Here is an 18,577-nt window from a genome sequence, read left to right on the forward strand (position 1 = left end):
AGCTTGAAGACCCAAACCCCGACAATGGGGAAGGACTTCGAAACTCCTGCATCCAGAGTTGTTGCTCGGGGTCCACGCAGATTGTTGCGGCTACCGACCTGGAAACCGATGGGACCTTCGTAGTCATTCACGGCCTGTGTCGGGTTAGCAAAAGCGTAGAGGGTCTGTCCCTTTCCGCCGTTGAGGTGGACGTTCATGTCGGCCTTGTTGCCCGTCAAGATGGCCGCAGCGTTGTTCGCGAAGCCAGCAACGAACGCGTTAGCGCCCGCGAAATAAGGGGTACCCGTATGCCAGGCCGGCAGGCCGCTGATCGACCAGCCGCCTGCAAGCTCATTCACGAGCCATGACGAGGAGCCCCCAAACGTCCTTCCATGGCCAAACGGCAGGTCGTAGGTGACGTAGCCGTTGACCTGGTTGGAGATGTCGAAGTCCGAGTTGCCACGGCAGGAGCGCGGGCGGACGACATCGCAGATGAATCCATAGCCGCCGTAGGCAACCGTGTTTGCGGTGACCGAGACGTTATCGACGGAGTGCGACCAGGTGTAGTTGATGTCGTAGGTCAGACCGAACCCGGAATTCTTGTGCACAGTGACGAGAAGACCGTTGTAGCTCGAGAAGCCCTTGTTGGTGTAGACGGTGTTTTCAGCGAACTGCGACGCCATACCGATGTTTGCAGGCAGGGCGTATCCACTGGCCAACGTCCCCGGAGTTCCCGCAAGGGAGAAGAGCCAGTCGGCGAAGTCACCGCGCGAGACATAGGGTGCGATGTTTGCAGCGAGCTGCGTGTTGTTGGCATACCCCGCAGCCACGCCGGAACCCGCGCCAAGCACGTTCTCAAACCATGGCTGGGCCGTATAGGCGCACGACTGGGTCCCAGCGGCCTGGCAGGCGCGGGTCTGCCGCACGAGGTTGGAGTATGCCTGCGACATCGTCTGCCCGGAGACCTTGTCCGGGAAGTCGACGAGCTGGGACATATCGGCCTGAGCCATCAGCCTGCGGCCGAAGCGCCCAACGTAGTCTGCCTTCAGGATGAAGCCCTTCTGGAACTCATGCTGCATGCCAAAGGTCGGCAGAACCGAGAACGGAGTCTTGAAGTGCGGATCGACGGTCTCGTTGAACTCGCCATTGAGCAAACCAACAGGGTCGGGGTTGGAGGAGGTGGGGTTATTCACCCACGGATAGTACGGAGGTGTGACTGCAGGCGCCGACGGCGGGGTCGGGGGGTTGCTGAGACCGCCGAATCGCGACAACGCCTGGAGTGACGCATAGGCATTACCCTGAATGCCGAGATTATCGTTCACACTGTTCTTGAAGAGGTAGTTGAACTGGGTCTGCTGATACTGAATGGCGCTGACGACGGTATGGTCGTACACCAGACCGGCGCCTCCACGCCAGACGGTGTGCTCGTCAAAGGAGGGTGTATACGCGAACGCTACGCGCGGAGCGAAGTCGTGATACTCCGGCGCGTAATAGCTTTGCTGGCCGCCATTCGCTTTTCCACCGAGAACATAGGAGATGAGAGGAAGGGCGGTGTTGCCGCTGACTCCATTCGCGGCATCCGTAAGACGCTGGCCGAAGTAGTAGTTGAAGGTCGAGTCTGAGATGGACTGACTACCGAAGTGCGCGAGCGCTTCGAGACCGTGACGCTCGTAGGGGACCGTATAGTACTGCCAGCGCACGCCGTACGTGAGCGTCAGGTGCGGCGTGGCCTTCCAGGTGTCGCCGGCATAGATCTCCGTCTCATAGAAGCGGAAGTCCTGATTGGCTCCCGAGCCCTGCGAAAGTGCCTGTCCCTGACTGTTGTAGTTGTAGGTGGCTGAGGTGCTCGTGTAAGGCGCCAGAGCGAGAGCGTAATCCTGATCGTAGTAGGCCACGGCGTTACCGCTGGTCGCCAGATCTGCCGGACGCAGGCTGGGTGTGCCCGTGGGCGAGCTGAGGCTGTTTACGAAACCACCAAGGCCCATGCCGGCGCCGTTGTAGTTCAGGATGACGAAGTTGTTGGGGCTGATGCGCTTGATCTGACCGCCGAGCGTGATGTCGTGACGGCCCTTGGTCCAGGTGAAGTCATCTTTGATCATCAGGATGGGGTAGGTGCGCCCCTGGGCGTTGCCGCAGCCTGCATAGGGTCCGTCGATGACCGAGCCGCCGCTACCATTTCCGCCGAGGCTGCCGAACTGCGTGTTGCCTTCCGGGTTGTAGGTGCAGGGGAAGGAGTAATTCTCGTACGTTTCACCGACCTCAAACTGGTTGGTCTTGTTTGAGCCGATGACCCAGGTGTTGATACCGGCCCAGCTATAGCTTTGGTCGATGTCGGGGAAGGTCTCAGGGTCGCCCGGGAACTGCGGAGAATTCGGAGATTGACGAACACTGTTAGCGCGCGTGAAGTGGCCGACGCCCTCGAAGCTGACCTTCGGCGTCATCTTATAGTCGACGCGCTGTGTGTAGTTGTCTTCCTTACTCGGAGCAGGGTATGTGAACGTATATCCCGAGGTGTTCAGACCATCTCCATAGGAGGAATTGTTCGTCTGCCCAGGGTAGCGGCTGGAGATGAGGCTCAACAATGAACTGTTGAAACCCAGTCCCTTAGGATCGAGACTCGCAACTTGAGCTGCGGAAAGCGTGTTCGTTCCGCCGTTGGTCGAGTCGTAGGTGACCGTACCGGCGCGGAAGCCTGGGAGAGGGATGGTGCGCGTCGCGCTAGAGGACTGGGTGATCCGGCTGCCCTGATAGCTGAAGAAGAAGTAGAGCTTGTCCTTGAGCACCGGGCCACCGATCGAACCGCCAAACTGGTTGCGGATCAGTGGCGTGCGTGGAAGGCCCTCGTTGTTGTAGAACCAGTCATTCGCCTCCATGGCAGTATCACGGTGATATTCATAGAGAGAACCATGAAAGTGGTTCGTACCGCCCTTCGTGACCATCTGGAACTGTCCACCGCCGCCCTCACCAGAGCTCGAGAGCTGGCCGGCTACAAGGCCATGGAATTCCTCCACGGAGTCGATCGGCGCATTGGCAACGATCGCCTGGAAGTTGCCCGTCTCGTTGTCGTTGACGTCCAGTCCGTCGAGTGTGACGTTCGTCTGGTCGACACGGGCACCGGTGGTCGCGCCGGTCGATGTGATGCCGGGCAACAACGTAAACAGGGCTGCCGGCGTGTCACGATTCTGCACTGGCAGATCGTTTAGCACCTGCACTTCGACGCTCGTGCCGATTTGAGCGTCGGTCGTGTTGAGGGTTTCGTTCTGGTTGGCCGCCGAGACTTCGATCGTGTAATTGGCACCTGCCTGGAGCTTGGTGTCCTGTGTACGCGTGGTATCGACGTTCAGATATAGCCCCGAAATCTCCGTGGCGCTGAAACCCGGGGCCTCGAACTTGATGATATAGCCGGGACCAGGAGGAACAAGCTTAATCGTATACGCGCCGGCGCTCTCGGTTTTGGCCTTAAGCGTCACGCCGGTCTGGGGATTACGGAGAGTTACATTCACGCCGGGAATGATAGCTCCGGATGAGTCCGTCACGACGCCGGTAATAGCGGCAGTCCCTTGCTGAGCTTCTGCGGTTAGGGAGAAAAATAATACCAATAGAGAAACGCTGACCACGACGAAGATTCGACGAAACATGGATCCTCCAGCTATTCAGTGATTTGCATGTAATTACCCGACTAGCAATTTTCGGACCAAACTTGAGGCAATGCTCTTTTTTTCGTAAATCCATGAAATATGGAGAATAGAAGTTTCAGTACGTATGTTGACTTGGGACGCCTCTATGAAGAAACGTATAACGACATGACGCCGGCGCCTCTTCTATGAAGAAACGTATAACAGCATAATCGCAGAGCATGCTGACCAATGTAGCTACCGTTACGCGGGATTAGCCCTGTTTTATCAATAGGATATCGACACGTTAGAAGACCGTCCTAACGTTGCCAACGATAAGAACCAGCAATTAGGGTTGTTCGCGTTATTCAAACCTATCCATTTTGGTCGCCCAAAAAACGAACGTAGCCGCTTTGTATTTTTTTTGAGACCCAAAGAAAAGAGCCGCAATTATGCCGAGAAGATCACAGGGTGCCATAGCCCCAATCAAAGATTCGAAAAAGGGCCATATCGGCCATCTACTGCGAGGAATCGTGCTCGTTCTCTGGCTGTGCCTTCCGGGAGGGGCCGGGGTTGTTTACGGCCAGGGCATTAATAGTCAGCAGATTACCGGAGTTGTTTCCGACAGCACAGGCGCTCTCATCGCCAACGCTTCGGTCACAGTGACGAATACGGGTACGGGTATTTCGCAAGCGGTGAAGTCTAACGCGAGCGGCCGATATACCGTGCTTGATATTCCAGTCGGCATCTACTACGTTACGGCGACTGCGGCAGGTTTCAAGACAGCTGCGATCCAGGGGATTCATGTGGATGTCGGCAGCGTTCCGAGTGTTGCTGTGACCCTGGAGATCGGCAGCGAAAGCCAGACGGTGACCGTCAGCGCCAACTCGCTCCGGCTGGATACGACGAGCAGCGAGATCGGCCCCCTGATTACGAGTAAGGAGGCAACGCAGATTCAATTGAATGGACGCAACTATATCCAGCTTCTTTCCCTCTCGCCAGGAGTCTCCTTCAACGACGCCAGCGGTTTCGACCTGTTCGGAACGTTTGGGGTCGATGGCAGCGATCAATCTGTGAATGGAGTTCGCACGGACTCCTATAACTTCTTTATCGACGGTGTGGATAACAAGGACAACGGCGGCGGCGGCAATAACTATGTGAACATCTCACCCGACGCCCTTGAGGAATTTCGAGCGGCGGCCTCCAGCTATGACGCCGGCTATGGCGGTAGCGCGGGGTCGAGCGTGAATGCGGCGATCAAGAGCGGCACGACTGCCTTCCACGGTGTGGCATATGAATTTCTGCGCAATCGCTCGCTGGAAGGGTATGCCTTTCAGCCGGTTGGCACTGTCACACCAATCAAGCCGCCATTCACGTATAACGATTTCGGATGGACGCTCGGAGGCCCGATCTATATCCCGGGGCACTTCAACAAGAACAAAAACAAACTGTTCTTCTTTGGTGGGATGGAGTTCAAGAGGAAACGGACATCGAGCATCCAATCCTTCAACGTGCCGAGTGTGGCCCAGAAGAACGGCAACTTCTCTGAGTCTCCCGCTTCGGAGTGGCCGATCAATCCGGCAACAAACCTGCCGTTTCCCGGTGGAATCATCCCGGCGTGTACGGCCACTGTGACAACTGGCTGTATCGAGGCAAATGGCCACGCTCTTGTTAACCTGGAACCCAGCCCGAACTCCAGCCAGTTTTACAACTTTCTCTCCGCATCGCCACTCAATACGCAGGAATACCTGATCAAAATCAACTATCAGATCAATGATAAGAACCTGATAACAGGAGATTGGGTCCACGACTATTACACGGCCTTGCAGAATACCAACTCCATGATTCAATACACGTCTCAACTGCCTGGACTGATCTCGTCAATGCAATGGACACATACGTTCAGCCCCTCGATGGTCAATACGTTGACGGGCTCGTTTTCAGGAAACGTCATCAATCAGAACTGCTGTCTTTCTCCCAACACCGCACTGGGCCTCAAGGACCTGACTCGCTCCGGAAACGGAATGACCTACTCGACGCTCTATAACGCCTCACCCGATATTCCATCCCTGAATATCGAAGGACTGTCTGGTTTGAGTGCAACAGCGCAGCAATGGAATAACTATGCTCGCGTCTACGCTGCGAAGGATGATCTTTCAAAGATCATCGGAAACCACAATATACGGGCAGGAGCCTACCTCTGGCGAAGCCGTAAGAACCAGACTTCGGTGCCTGCGATCAACGGTGGTTTTACCTTCACCGGGAACAACGATCAGACGGGACAGCTATCGACCAACCAGGCAGTTGCAAATGCTCTGATGGGAAACTTTAGTTCTTATCAGGAGGGGAGCGCTGTCGAACAGGTGTGGGCCAGGTTTACGCAACTGGAGTTTTATGGACAAGACGACTGGCAGGCGACCCGGCATCTTGCGTTGAACCTTGGACTGCGCTGGCAGTATATGGAACCGCAATACAGCGCGCTGAATAATACAGCCAGCTTTCTGCCTGAATATTATTCAGCAGCAAATGCGGCAACCGTGAATGCCAACGGAGTCATCACGAGCAATCCATATCCCTATAACGGTCTCGTACTTCCAGGGTCCGGTTTCCCCTCGCAGGCGAAGGGACGCGTTCCCGATATTAACAATCCCGCAGTGCTTGCGCTCTTCCATGGGCTGCCTCGAGGGTTGTCCAACACGTATTGGAATACGTGGGAGCCGAGAATTGGCTTTGCGTACGATATAGGCGGAAACCAGCGTACGGTGGTGCGTGGCGGCTATGGCATCTCCTACGAACGGTTGGAAGGAAACTTCATCTTTGGCGCCGTCTCGCAGCTTCCCTTCGTGAATACTTCCAATGTTCTTAATGGGAACATAAGCAATATTGCCGCAGGAAGTGCACCGGCAGCCTATCCCACGACCATTGGGAATTCGCATACGCTCAATCTTCAGCCGCCGCGCATCATGAATTGGAGCTTTGGCATTCAGCAGCAGTTCTGGGCCGACACCATCTTTGAGCTCAACTATGTCGGCTCAAGTTCGCCGAACCTGGTGTGGGCCGCCGATATAAACCAACTGCCGGCGGGAACGATGCAGGCAAATCCGAACGTTGCCCCTACTTCGCTGATGCCTTTCCGCGGCTACCAGGATATCTATCAGACAGAGAACGGCTCGATCTCTAACTACCAGTCGCTGCAGGCAGAGTTGAAGAAGCGAATGCACGGAGGCGGTCTGCTGAATGTGGCCTATACATGGTCGAAGTGCTTGACAGATGCCAACACCTTTAACGCGACGCCACAGGACAGCACGAATCTGCGGGGCGACTACGGTCCATGTAACTTCAACCAACCTCAGATTCTGTCCATCAGCTATGTCTATCCGCTTCCCTTCTGGCAGGAAGGGTCTGGATGGTACAAGACGGCGTTCGGCCGCTGGCAGATCTCCGGCATTACGGGAGTTCACTCTGGATTGCCAATCAATGTATCGCAGCCAGGAGGCACGGACCAGTCTGGGGATGGCCTGATCAATGTGTCGGAGCGACCCGACCTGGTAGGGAACCCGATCGAAAAGCACGGATTGCAGTATCTCAATCCGGCAGCGTTTGCGTTGCCCGCGCCGGGCACGTTTGGGAACCTGCAACACTACGGTGTCAAGGGACCTCTCTATGACAACTGGGATATGTCCCTCCAAAAGACATTTCCACTCTTTAGGGATTTCGCACTCGATTTCCGTGCCGAGATGTTCAACCTCCCGAACCATCTTTCTGCGTGGACGGTGGACAGCACCACGAGCGATCCGACCTTCGGTGTAGTAACCGGCACAACCGATCCGAGAACCGTGGAGTTCGCACTCAAACTCCATTTCTAACCAGGCGGAAATAAACTGGCTTGTCCCGGAGAGCTCGACTGCCTTCCGGGACAAGTTTTTTAATCCAAGCGGGGCGAGTCGAATCGTCACTTCAGGCAGATTCCACGGATTTATTGAGGATTGACCAATGAAAGCCGGAGAGTGAGAAAATTTCGTTATGACTATGTGGAAAGTTACTCAATGAGCGCAAAGGGCAAGCTGATCCGCGGAATCTGCTTCATCATCACCTTGGCGCTCTTAGGATACGGCCTCAGATTGGCTCTCTGGGCCTCTCCGCCCGATGCGGAGCAGGCCAACATGATTCGGGCTTTTTACTATCATTTTCCAAACTGGATTGGCGCTTCGATATTCCTTCCTCTGAATTTAGCGGCGTCAGTCGCGTACCTGCTCCTTCGGCAAAAGTATGCTGAGGCTTCTATGAAAGCAGACGCACTGGCTCTTGCCACAGCGGAGATGGGCGTCCTATATTGCACCCTTGGTCTTGTGTCGGGTTCTCTCTGGGGAAGGGAGGTGTGGGGTATTTGGTGGACGTGGGACGCGCGCCTGACAACCACTCTTATGCTATGGACTATCTACATCAGCTATTTGTTTGTGCGCCATGTGAGTTCTGGTTCTACTCGCGCGACCACTTGTGCTGTCCTGGCAATCTTCGGGTTTTGCGATATTCCCATCGTTTACATGTCGACCCGCTGGTGGCGCACCCAGCATCCCGCTCCCGTGTTTGGAGGCGAAGGTTCAATCGCTCCCAGCATTGCTCGGCCTGTCTGGTGGAATGTGCTCGCCTGGGTCGCGTGGGGTCTTCTGATTGCCAGCATCCGCTATGCTGCAGAGTTGCGTCGCCAACAGAATCAAAAAGAAGAGGCGCTGAACATCAGTCTCTCAACAGAAGTTCAGGGGTTGCAACATGTTTAATATCTTGTTGGTTTTCCTGCCCAAGATCTTTCCGTACGATCCAACAATCGACACCCCCTTGGGTCATCGAAACCTCGTCCTGATTTACATACTGACGTGGGGCTTGCAATTTGGTTATGCGGCCTACACTCTCTACACGTGGCGAATAGCTAACAGACAAACGCAACTCAACAAATAATGGGACATCAGTAACCACTTTGGATTTCGCGTGAGAGGATAGTGCGCTCGTAGCCGGATCACGCGCGCTATCGTTGGTAATTGAATCTGCCACGTAACGTGATCTCCCCTTCTAGCTATAAACAAGTCATATGTTTATGACGAATGATTTGTCACTTGTCCCATAACAGACTGTTCTTAGATTTATGCTGATGTATTCAAACCAAGCATATCTCCAGACAGACCCGCAGCAGAAAACGAAGCAGGTCACATAGAAGTGATCGCAGCGAGGCGCTCTCCTAGAGCGCCTCGCCGGGCTGATCCGTTCATGGAACGCTTGGTGTTGGCTGAAGCTGATAGTTGCCGCACTTACAGGCATCGACAAACTTCAACTCAATATTCTCACCAAGTCCAGGTACGCTCTTGTAGCTCCACGTCTCATGTGACTCATCTGAAGAATTCAGAGCTGGATGAGAGTCAATGCTGAACGGTTGGCCGTAGAGAATGTAGATGCGTCCGCGATCGGTCTCCCATCCAGGAATGGTAGCGGCGAAGTGCTGATTGGCATAGGCAATACGCCGGTAGTGTTCCGTTCGGTAGGTATCCGCTGGAGCCCCCGCTGGATCGCGCCTCAGCCAGAACTGCTCGATGAAGTGGTCGCGTTCCGGGTCGCTCCCAAGCGAGAGGAAGGCGGCACGTTCAGCCGGAGTGATATTCCACCGGACATCCTGATCAAGCCAGTTCTGGTATTGAGAAGTAATCGTTGGAGCCGTGGATGCGTTCGGACTCGCAGATTGGGAAATAGGGCTGGAATCGGTTGTAGGATTGCTGGCCGCGCCCGAAGCTGCGGCACTCTGTGTATGGACGGACTGAGTTGGTACCGTGGACTGCGCTCGGACCATTGTGCCGACGCTGACTGCGGCAACTGCAATCAGCAGTGTAAGAACTCCGAAGGCTATGGGTTGTGTGAGAGCAGGACCTTTCTGCAATCCGAGTAAACGTTTGATGCGCATGGTGAGATTTCCTCCAGTAACTCCAAGGGTGAATGCAGGCAGGGTGGAACGATGTTCCTCAAGCAGGGACAACGCTCTGGCATAGATCAGTGCGTTTCCACTGACCTCTACAGCGATATCGTCGCAACAATTTTCGCGCTCTTGTCGGATCGTCTTCGAGACCCACCAGACGGCCGGATGGTAAAACAACAGTGCCTCCACGATGGACTGCAGCACACTGAACAAGTAGTCATGACGGCGAATATGAGCCAGCTCATGTGCCAGGATGGCTTCAATCTGCGCCATTGATAGTCCGCTTAGACAACCCAAAGGGATGAGAACGACCGGACGAAACCAACCAATCAAAGTAGGAACCTGAACGATAGCGGAGTTCATCAGGCGGACAGGCCGCGTGATAGACAGGCGACGAGCAAGTCGATAAAAGTTAGCCTGAAGTTCCTGAGGCAGCGGGAATGATGCGGCGGATTTAATCCGATGTGCAACGACTAGACCAAGCCCCAGACGGCCGAAGACAAACAACACACCTGTGCCCCACAAGAACAGAAGCAGAGGCAAGAAGCGATCGAGCGTATAGGTGATGCGGTCAAGCAGAGGCTCGGAGAATGAGACTCCACCACGGCTGCTTACCGAAGGTAACTGCAATGTTGAACCGAAAAGCTCACCGGTATGACTCTGCCCAACCATGACGAGATGGATACAGGTGATCATAGGCAATACGGCCATAAGCACAAGCGCGGAACAAGCGACGAGATAGCGGACTTGTGAAGATCGCCCATGCAACAGCGGCAGGACACAGGACATCAGAATGGCAACCAGCGCTCCCTGCCAGCAGAAGTGGAGCAGTGTCCAACCAACGACATGGGTAAGAGATTCTATCGGCACGCTCAGCATATTCATCGGTTCCCCTTTTCAAAGGCGTCGAGCATCTGCCGAATCTCTTTCAACTCGGCGGAAGAAACTTTTTTTGACGAAAGCGCGCCAAGCACGAGATTCTTGGCGGAGCCATTGAACGCGCGTTGAAGCAGGTTCCCAGCTAGTTGCTGCTGGGTCTGCTCTCTGGGAATAGCTGGGCCGTAAACGTGCGAGCGGAAGCGTTCGCTTCTCTCCAGCAGGCCCTTCTCGGACATAACCTGCATCTGCTTGAGCACCGTAGTGTAGCCAATGTCCTTGCCGCTAAGTGCGTCGAAGACTTCGCGGACAGTTGCTGGGCCGGTACTCCAGAGCACATTGAGAATAGCGAGCTCTGCTTCGGTTGGGAGCGGGGTCAGGAGTGCTGCAGGGACTTTCTTATTCATGAGCACCACAGTAGTACGACAAATCTCGTATGTCAACGATAAATATCGTACAAAGCTGGGAGCGAACGCGAAAATGCCCACTGCTGGCAAAAACCGCCGCAAGGAAGGACAGTAGCGCGGGTAATTGAATCTGTTACTTACGTGGGATTGCGCCCGATAACCGCAAATAACTCACGTATTTGTGGAGGTCGATTTTTCTCCCATACTACGAATGGCAAATCTCAGATCTACGTTGCAACATCCCGGCACATATTCTGACAAACCTATATCAAAATTAAACGGGGGCACGCGCAGAGGCGATCGCACGAGGCGTGTAAGTAAGATCTTCGACGAAAGGATAGGTCGGTTTGCGGAGCCTGTTCTTCGGCAGGTGGATGATGTCCTGATTAATAGAACCATCTGAGAGCGCCATCAGACTGGGGTTTGCCAGTGGTGCGAGCTCAGGCGAGAGGTATCCCGATTTCACAACAATGATCTTGAAAGACGAGGGCTGAAGGCCCAGCCGCGTGAAGTCAACAATGTCGTGATAAGGACGCCTCTGGGCCGAAAGAACGAGAGTGATTCCTTCGATCTGCACCACCGCTTCACGCAGGCGAGGTGTGGAGGCTTGAAGCAGAAAGATCACCTTCGCTTTAGCCTTCACAGGCTTGCTACCCAACGGATCGAGCGTCGCACCGATGGAAAGAGGAAGCGTGGCGCCTACACCGGCCTCATAACAGGCATCAGCGGCTGGCTTATCGGTAATTCCTGCAAAGACCACGTTCTGCGCCTTGAAGCGCAAAAGCTCTTCAAGAACTTCGGCGCGGTCGCTGGTTCCACCGCCGGTGGGGTTATCACCCGAATCGGCCAGAATAGCCGGATGTGTCGTTGCCTTCATGGCGCGCTGAATACACTCGTCTACGGTCCCAGTCTCTGTGCCGAACTGAAACTCCTTACGCGCATCCCAGTACTGCTGCGCGAGGTCGACGGCGATCTTCTTCTCTGTAGCAGGAGCTATACCGGTTACAACCGCACACGCAGTCGAGCGCGGTTCATCGGCCCACACATAGCCGACGAGCAGTGAGACATCCAGAATGCCCGGCTCTTCGTTCAACTTTGGCAACTGCGCCCATAACCGCTTGCCTGGCTGCCACTCCGTGCTGCTGCGTTCGCCGGGCATCAACACCGGGATGGGAGCCCACACGAGGCTGGGACGGATGTGTTGATCCAGACAGTGGAGAAGCATATTACAAGCACGCTGCATCGTCTCTTCTTTGTCGATGTGCGGTGCCGTTCTGAACGCGGAGAACATGTCGACGTTGTCGATCACTCGCTGGCTGACATTGCCGTGCAGATCGTACGAAGCCGACATCAGACAATCGGAACCGACGACCTTTCGCGCAGCTTCCATCCAGTCCCCTTCTGCATCCCGCATGCCATCCACAAACATGGCTCCGTGCATAGGCAAGAAAAGACCGTCGAGCGGAAGTAGCGCCTGGAGTCGCTTCAAAAAATCCGCCTTGATGGTGTCATAGGTATCCTTGTCGACTGGGCCTCCGGGCACAGCCTGCGCCACCACAGTCGGCATAAAGGTCACAGGATATTTCTTGAGGAAGGCGAATCGCTGTGAGTTGGTAAGAGCGTCACTGGTCAATATCTCAAAGTCCGCCATCCGCGCGCGGATACGGCTATAGGTGCTGCATTCGATCCCAATGCCACCAAAGGCGATGCGGGGCTGCTTCTCTCCAGCAAATGTCTTCGCAAGACCATACCGCGACAAAGAACCCACAAGAGTAGCTGCGGACGCGTTCTTGAGAAATGATCTTCTTTGCATAGAAATAAGCTCCAGAGTTGGACTGCGCGAAAAGATGGCAGACCCGGTACTCCCGGGTCTGCCGCTTGGCGGAGGCTTTAGAAGTGAAACTTACCCGCAAACTGAATAATCCTAGGGTTATACGCATTTGCGGTACTCGAGATAACTCCATTTGCGGCATTGCCCAAAGTTGCAGTGGGGAAGGCAAACTGCGCAGTATTCAAGACATTGAAAGCCTCGGTCCGGAACTCGAGCTTATAACGCTCGGTAAGGTCGAAGGTTTTGAAGACGGAGAGGTCGACACGCTGCAAGCCAGGACCAGTGATCTGGTCGCGCCGCTCGTTGCCGACAACTCCGCCATCTTGTGCTTGAAAAGCAGCAGTATTGAACCACTCGCCTACAGTACGACGGCTGAGCCGGGCACTCGCAATCTGGTTTGGGCGATCGGAGGTACCGACTCCGGGTCGCGTTCCGCTGCGGTTGGTAATATTGGTCTCCGAAAAGGGCAGGCCTGTATTCAAAACCACCAGACCATTTGTCTGCCAGCCCCTTGCGAGAATGCCCTTGAAGCCTCTCAGGCTGTTGCCAAAGGGCAGGCTATAGTTGAAGGTTCCGGCGACACGGTTGCGCACATCGAGGTTCGAGTTGCCATATTCGAGCGTCGAGACCTGTGACGGGATCGAACCAAAGCCGTCGCCTCCGTCATTGCTGATCGCCTCGGAGTCGTCGAGATTGTGCGCATGCACATAGTCGAACGAGAGATCCAGGCCCTTGCTCAGCCGACGCTTGAGAACGAACTCGATCGCGTTGTAGCTTCCTGCACCCTTCGAAGTAAAGAGTGGGACACTCGTCACGCCGGGCGAATCGGCATAGTACGGACGCAGTACGTTGTAGTTGTAGCTTGATAGAACAAGCGTCGCCGCTGTTGGATCGACGTAGGAAGCGCTATTGGGTGAAGCTGCATTGGCGTCTGGAAGGTAATAGGCCATCCTGCGTGCAAACTCGCCCACATAGGTGACGCTGGCAACCGTCCCGGCGAACTCGCGCTCCACTGTCAGGTTGGTCTGCTCAACATAGGTGGACTTGAAGTGCGGATCAAGAGCGGCACTCACAGACCCCTGAGGGTTGCTTGCATTGGTTGCAACAGGCAACGGCAGACCCTCGGCTAGAGTCGCGAAGGAAGGATTACATCCGCTTGCTGCCGTGGACACCGACGAACAGGATCCGTAGGAACCAGTGAAGGGCTGGTTGACAAGTGCCGAACCCGAGGTCAGATTTTCAGGGGCAAACGTCAAACCGAACCCTCCACGCACAACGGTCTTTGGCAGTACCGTCCATGCGAATCCAACGCGAGGCGCGAAATTGGAGTAATCCGGCCGAATGTTGCCGTACTTATTGACACCGGCAGTGCCTGCGACCACGATCTTTCCTGTATCCGTATCGAAGTTAGAGAGATAGTTGTTGATCTCCGTATACGGCGTGAATAGGTCGTAACGAACGCCAAGGTTAAGCGTTAGGTTCGGCAGCCAATGCCAGTCATCTTGAAAATAGACATGCGGCTCCCAGCTTCGGTTGTGAGGCTGAACCAGAATGGCATTGCGAACCACGTTTGAAAACGTACCGGCAAGAAGCGTTTCGAAATTCGTGATGGTCCAGGATCCTGCCGCCGAATCGGTTTGGGTCACAGTATCCTGACGACGCAATACCCCCGCGCCGAACTTGATGCTCTGTTTGCCATGGGTCCAGTTGAGCGAGCCTAAGTACTGGAAGGTGTTCTCCAGATAAATGATTGGTGGATGCACCCCAAGAGTGGGCCCCTGGCTAATTGTGATGGGGGCCAGTTCGTCCGTGCGGGGGCTGATGTTGATATTGGGCTGACCAAAGGCCGTGTTAACACTCTGGCCAAAACCCAGTGGATCCTGGGCATTATTCAGGAACGTGTACCCACCCTTGAGCTCCAACAACAAGTTCGGCGTAAGCGTACGAATATAGTTCAGCTGTCCCTGGTAGGCCAGGCTCTTAGCAGGTCCCGGATAGCTACCCAAATTGCCGGCCGGAGAGATCGTCAGTCCATCCTCAGTGACATTGGGGAAGAGTCCCCCGATATTCGTGTTCACACGGTTCCATGTGAAACGGGCAAAGAACAAGTTTGAGTCGTTGAACCGGTGGTCCACTCGCACGTCGAAAGTATTGCCAAGCTGTGCGTAAGAAGGTGAGGCCGTGAAATTGTTGCTCACCCCCGAACTCGTTGGCGCCGGGAACAGATTGAAGTACTGCAGGCCCACCGGATCAAACGCCGCTGGAGCGATGATGGTGCCGATGGCAGAATTGTCCGTAAAGTTTCCAGGATTTGCACGCTCATACGCTGTCGGCACAGTTGTCTCTGTGGGGTTCTGTCCTCTGACAAGCCGAAAGCCTTCATAGTCACCGAAGAAGAAAGTGCGCCCCCTCACGATTGGGCCGCCGAGGCTTCCTCCGAACTGGTTCTGGTGCCAGGCTGGCTTTGGAATGGGTTGCCCAAACTTATACGGATTGGCATCCAGTGAAGTGTTGCGAACAAATTCATAGGCCGTTCCATGCAGTTCGTTCGTACCAGTCTTTGTAATCACATTGATGATGGCTCCGGCTGAACGACCGACCTCTGCCGTAAAGATGTTCGTTTGTACGTTAACCTCTTGAATCGCATCGATCGAAGGCCGCACACCGATCGACCCGATCACGCGTTCATTATTGTCCATTCCATCGATCAGTTGATTATTGATGACATCCGCCTGGCCATTCACGGAAACAGAGGAAGTCAGGCGGCGGTCGTCGGGGCGGTTCCCACTCGCGAGCCCATTATTGAGACCTTCCGTAGCGCCGGGCAACACCTGCACCATGTTGTAGAAGTTTCTTCCGTTCAAAGGAAGGTCTTGTGTGGCTTTCTCTGTAATGATCGCGCTCAGCACTGAGCTGTCGGACTGCAGTACAGGAGCCAGTCCCTCAACCTCAACAACCTGATTCTCCGCACCGGCCTGCAGGTGAGAATCTTCACGTGCCCGGTCACCAGCGACGAGATTGAACGTGTCGATCTTGGATTGCTTAAACCCCGTCCGGGAGATCTCCAACGAGTAGTGGTTTGGCTTCAGCAGCGTAAAGACAAACTCACCTGCTCCATTCGAATTGGTAGTTCGCTTCTCCTGTGTGTCCACATTGGTAAGCACAACTGTCGCGTCCGGAACAACGGAACCAGTCGCATCGAAAACGGTACCGACTACATCCGCAGTTGTGGCCTGCGCATGGGAACGTGGCACAGAAAAGACACTCAGAAATAGCAGCGTCAGAGCTGCAACAAACCGCAGAACATGTGCTCGACTGAGAGCAGGCAAGGCAGAGGTGTTGTTACATGAGTGGGAGAAATCTCTACCGGAAATGAAATTCAATAGAACGTTCATGCGGATCTCCTTGCATCGAGTCGGTCGATTTTAAGTAAAGGTCTGCCAACACATCCGCCGATTGGAAAGCGGGTGTCTTGCCATGCTGCAGGCTCGAACGGAGCCTACTTAAACTGGGTGATATCCATACCCAGCGAATACGCTTCGCTGTTTTGCTGTAGTGCGTCCCACGCTACCTCCTGGCCAGTCTCCGCTGCCTTCCGGCCGAGCATGCAGCTTCGAGCGCTTGAAACGCCGTCCGCTATCTGGTTGTGAAACTTCCCAGAAGTAATACTCTCGATGAATCCACGATCTTTCATCGTATCGGCGAGCCGAAGATTGTCGGTGAACGCTCCGTCCGCGGCAAACTTTCCCGGAGCACTCTTCGCCGGTGCATCGTCGACCCACGTCCACGGATTCTGTCCAGCAATCTTCAATGCCCCTGAGTAAGGAGCATCCGCGACGCCCAGAGAACCGAAGATGCGTTCGGATACGTCGAAAAATCCGTTCGTCCCAAATTGTGTAGAAGAGAAACTCAACTCTACTCCGCCAGGATAGGTAAAAATAACCTGGTAGTTGTCCGAGACATTTCCGAAGTTCTGGACCACCAGGCGGCTACTCTTCCCCACAGCGCTAATGGGATGCGTTCCCACAATCCAGTTGCAGACATCGATGACATGGATATTCTGCTCCAGCAGAATGTCTCCCGACAGTGTGCGGTCCCACAACCAGTCTCGCAACCGGCGCTCGTCAGCAGGCATGCCGGAGCGGTCCGGATAGCTGGAAGCCGGAGCGTTGTAATGCGCGGAGATCGATGCGATCCTGCCTATCTCTCCCGCGTGGATTCTGCGCACGATCTCTGCAAACGGTGGGGCGCTGCGAACCTGAAATCCCACATCGATGCTCACCGTCCCGTCGACCCGCTTCGCAATCTCAAGCGCGCGAACTGTCTGCGCAAAATCCACGCCTACTGGTTTTTCGCAATAGGCATGCTTGCCCGCGCTCACGACACCCTCGAGATGCTCCACATGAAAAAAGGGCGGTGTCGAAATCTGTATGGCATCGACATCCGGGCTTGCCGCAAGCTGCTGAAACGCGGTGTAGCCCCGGAACATCAGCTTGGGGTCGATGGCTGGATGTCCCAAGCCTGCATTTACTTCGTCGAAGTGTGTCTTCGCCTTCTCCAGTTGATCGGGAAAGATATCGGCCAAAGCAACAATGCGGGCGCTGGTATTCTTTGCAAACGACGTCGCTACAGCAGTCCCACGTCTTCCGCACCCGAGCAACGCATAGCGCACCGCGGAGTTTGCCTCATACCCAAAGGCAGTCTTTGGCTTTAAGATCAAAAGTCCCGCCCCGGCAGCTGACATGCCAAGAAACTTTCTTCGATTCATAGTCCCTCTTAAGTTGAACTGCTCTGAATCTGCTTAAGGATGCGTTCCAGATAGATCTTTTCCTGCCGTACGTCTTCAATCTGCTGCGAACCAGAAGTCTCGCGCTCGATCGTGATGGCTCCCGCGTAACCAAGCTTGTGCAGCTTGGTAAACACCTTATCGAAATCGACAAGTCCCTTCCCGATGACAACCTCTTCACCCAGCTTCGAGGGATCGGTGGGCCACCTGCCATCCTTCGCATGAACGCTTCGGACATACGGTCCGATGATGTCCACAGCATCGACCGGATTGGCCTTGCCATAGAGGATCAGATTGGCCGTATCCAAACCCACACCCAGATTCGGCCTATCGACGTCCTTGATGGCACGCAGCAGAGTAGTCGGAGTCTCTTGTCCGGTCTCCATCAAAAAGGATTGCTCATTGCCGGCACAGTACTGGGCCAGTTCACGAATCGCGAGAACCGCCTCTTCGTAAAGCGGATCTCCAGGATTTTCGGGGATAAATCCGCAGTGGGTCTGCACACAGGAAATGCCTAACAACTTTGCAAAATCCGATGTCTGTTTGAGCGCGTCTATACGCGCTGTGCGAGTGGCTCTGGGAACGACCCCGATCGTCGAGGGTCCTTCAGTGAAGTTCCACTTCAACGGCCCGGGCCCGACCACCTCTGCCGCCGTCGGAGTAATTTCGTATTTATTCAGCAAGCCTTGCAGCTCCTGCGCAAGACTTTTATTGAACTTTCCGATGTAATCGTCGAGCGATAAAAAGCAGGTCGAAAACCCGAGTTCCTTTACGCGCGAGAACACCACCTCAGGACCGCGCGAAGGCTTGACCAGCAAACCGAGCGCCATCGGAGCAATGCCGGAAGAAGCCGGCACGGACTCGCCAGCAGAGGAACGCCCCCAACCAACCGACAGTGCCTTCGCTACCGGACTAGAGTACAGCAACCCTGTACCGAGGGCTGCTTGAAGAAACTCTCGACGACGCATACAGTACCTCCAGCTAACGCTTGCAGTTCTGCCAGGGGTCTCTTTTGAGCCCATTTATTTCAAAAACGGAAATAAATAAAACAGCGCCACAATTGAACTATGTAACGATTGTTTAAATAAATAGGTTGTTTTGTTTCAGTGAGTGAAGATTATGGTA

Annotated in this window: 9 protein-coding genes; 2 read left to right on the forward strand and 7 right to left on the reverse strand. The window is 54.7% G+C overall.

The features are described 5' to 3' along the window. Window positions 1–3,617: carboxypeptidase-like regulatory domain-containing protein (locus GSQ91_RS18190; protein WP_158823162.1), on the reverse strand; the 3,617-nt coding region annotated here is incomplete at its 3' end. Window positions 3,618–4,045: 428 nt separating this feature from the next. On the opposite strand from GSQ91_RS18190, the gene GSQ91_RS18195 reads away from it, so the two are divergent. Then, window positions 4,046–7,459 carry a carboxypeptidase-like regulatory domain-containing protein gene (locus GSQ91_RS18195; RefSeq protein WP_158823163.1) on the forward strand — a complete coding sequence of 1,138 codons (3,414 nt, stop codon included), beginning with the start codon at window positions 4,046–4,048 and terminating at the stop codon, window positions 7,457–7,459. A gap of 180 nt (window positions 7,460–7,639) precedes the next feature. Continuing rightward, the gene (ccsA, locus tag GSQ91_RS18200) at window positions 7,640–8,371 is read left to right on the forward strand and encodes a cytochrome c biogenesis protein CcsA (RefSeq protein ID WP_158823164.1); all 732 of its coding nucleotides are present in this window, start codon (window positions 7,640–7,642) and stop codon (window positions 8,369–8,371) included. A gap of 482 nt (window positions 8,372–8,853) precedes the next feature. On the opposite strand, the gene GSQ91_RS18205 is transcribed toward ccsA, so the two are convergent. From GSQ91_RS18205 to GSQ91_RS18230, 6 genes are all read right to left on the reverse strand, one after another. Then, window positions 8,854–10,422, reverse strand: a complete 1,569-nt coding sequence (locus GSQ91_RS18205) for a GWxTD domain-containing protein (protein ID WP_158823165.1) — start codon at window positions 10,420–10,422, stop codon at window positions 8,854–8,856. Between the two features lie 11 nt (window positions 10,423–10,433). Continuing rightward, complete coding sequence (locus GSQ91_RS18210) at window positions 10,434–10,835, reverse strand: BlaI/MecI/CopY family transcriptional regulator (RefSeq protein ID WP_158823166.1); 402 nt, start codon at window positions 10,833–10,835, stop codon at window positions 10,434–10,436. A 274-nt stretch (window positions 10,836–11,109) separates the two neighbouring features. Beyond that, entirely contained in the window at window positions 11,110–12,648 is a 1,539-nt protein-coding gene (locus GSQ91_RS18215; protein ID WP_158823167.1) for a M81 family metallopeptidase, read from the reverse strand. Between the two features lie 77 nt (window positions 12,649–12,725). Continuing rightward, the gene (locus GSQ91_RS18220; RefSeq protein WP_158823168.1) at window positions 12,726–16,061 is read right to left on the reverse strand and encodes a TonB-dependent receptor; all 3,336 of its coding nucleotides are present in this window, start codon (window positions 16,059–16,061) and stop codon (window positions 12,726–12,728) included. A gap of 104 nt (window positions 16,062–16,165) precedes the next feature. After that, window positions 16,166–17,434: a Gfo/Idh/MocA family protein gene (locus tag GSQ91_RS18225; RefSeq protein WP_158823169.1), complete on the reverse strand. Its 1,269-nt coding sequence runs from the start codon at window positions 17,432–17,434 to the stop codon at window positions 16,166–16,168. 8 nt (window positions 17,435–17,442) lie between these two features. Beyond that, the gene (locus tag GSQ91_RS18230) at window positions 17,443–18,420 is read right to left on the reverse strand and encodes a sugar phosphate isomerase/epimerase (protein ID WP_158823170.1); all 978 of its coding nucleotides are present in this window, start codon (window positions 18,418–18,420) and stop codon (window positions 17,443–17,445) included. Between the last annotated feature and the right edge of the window lie 157 nt (window positions 18,421–18,577).

Origin of the sequence: Granulicella sp. S156, from assembly GCF_009766105.1 — a bacterium.
Lineage (GTDB): Bacteria > Acidobacteriota > Terriglobia > Terriglobales > Acidobacteriaceae > Granulicella.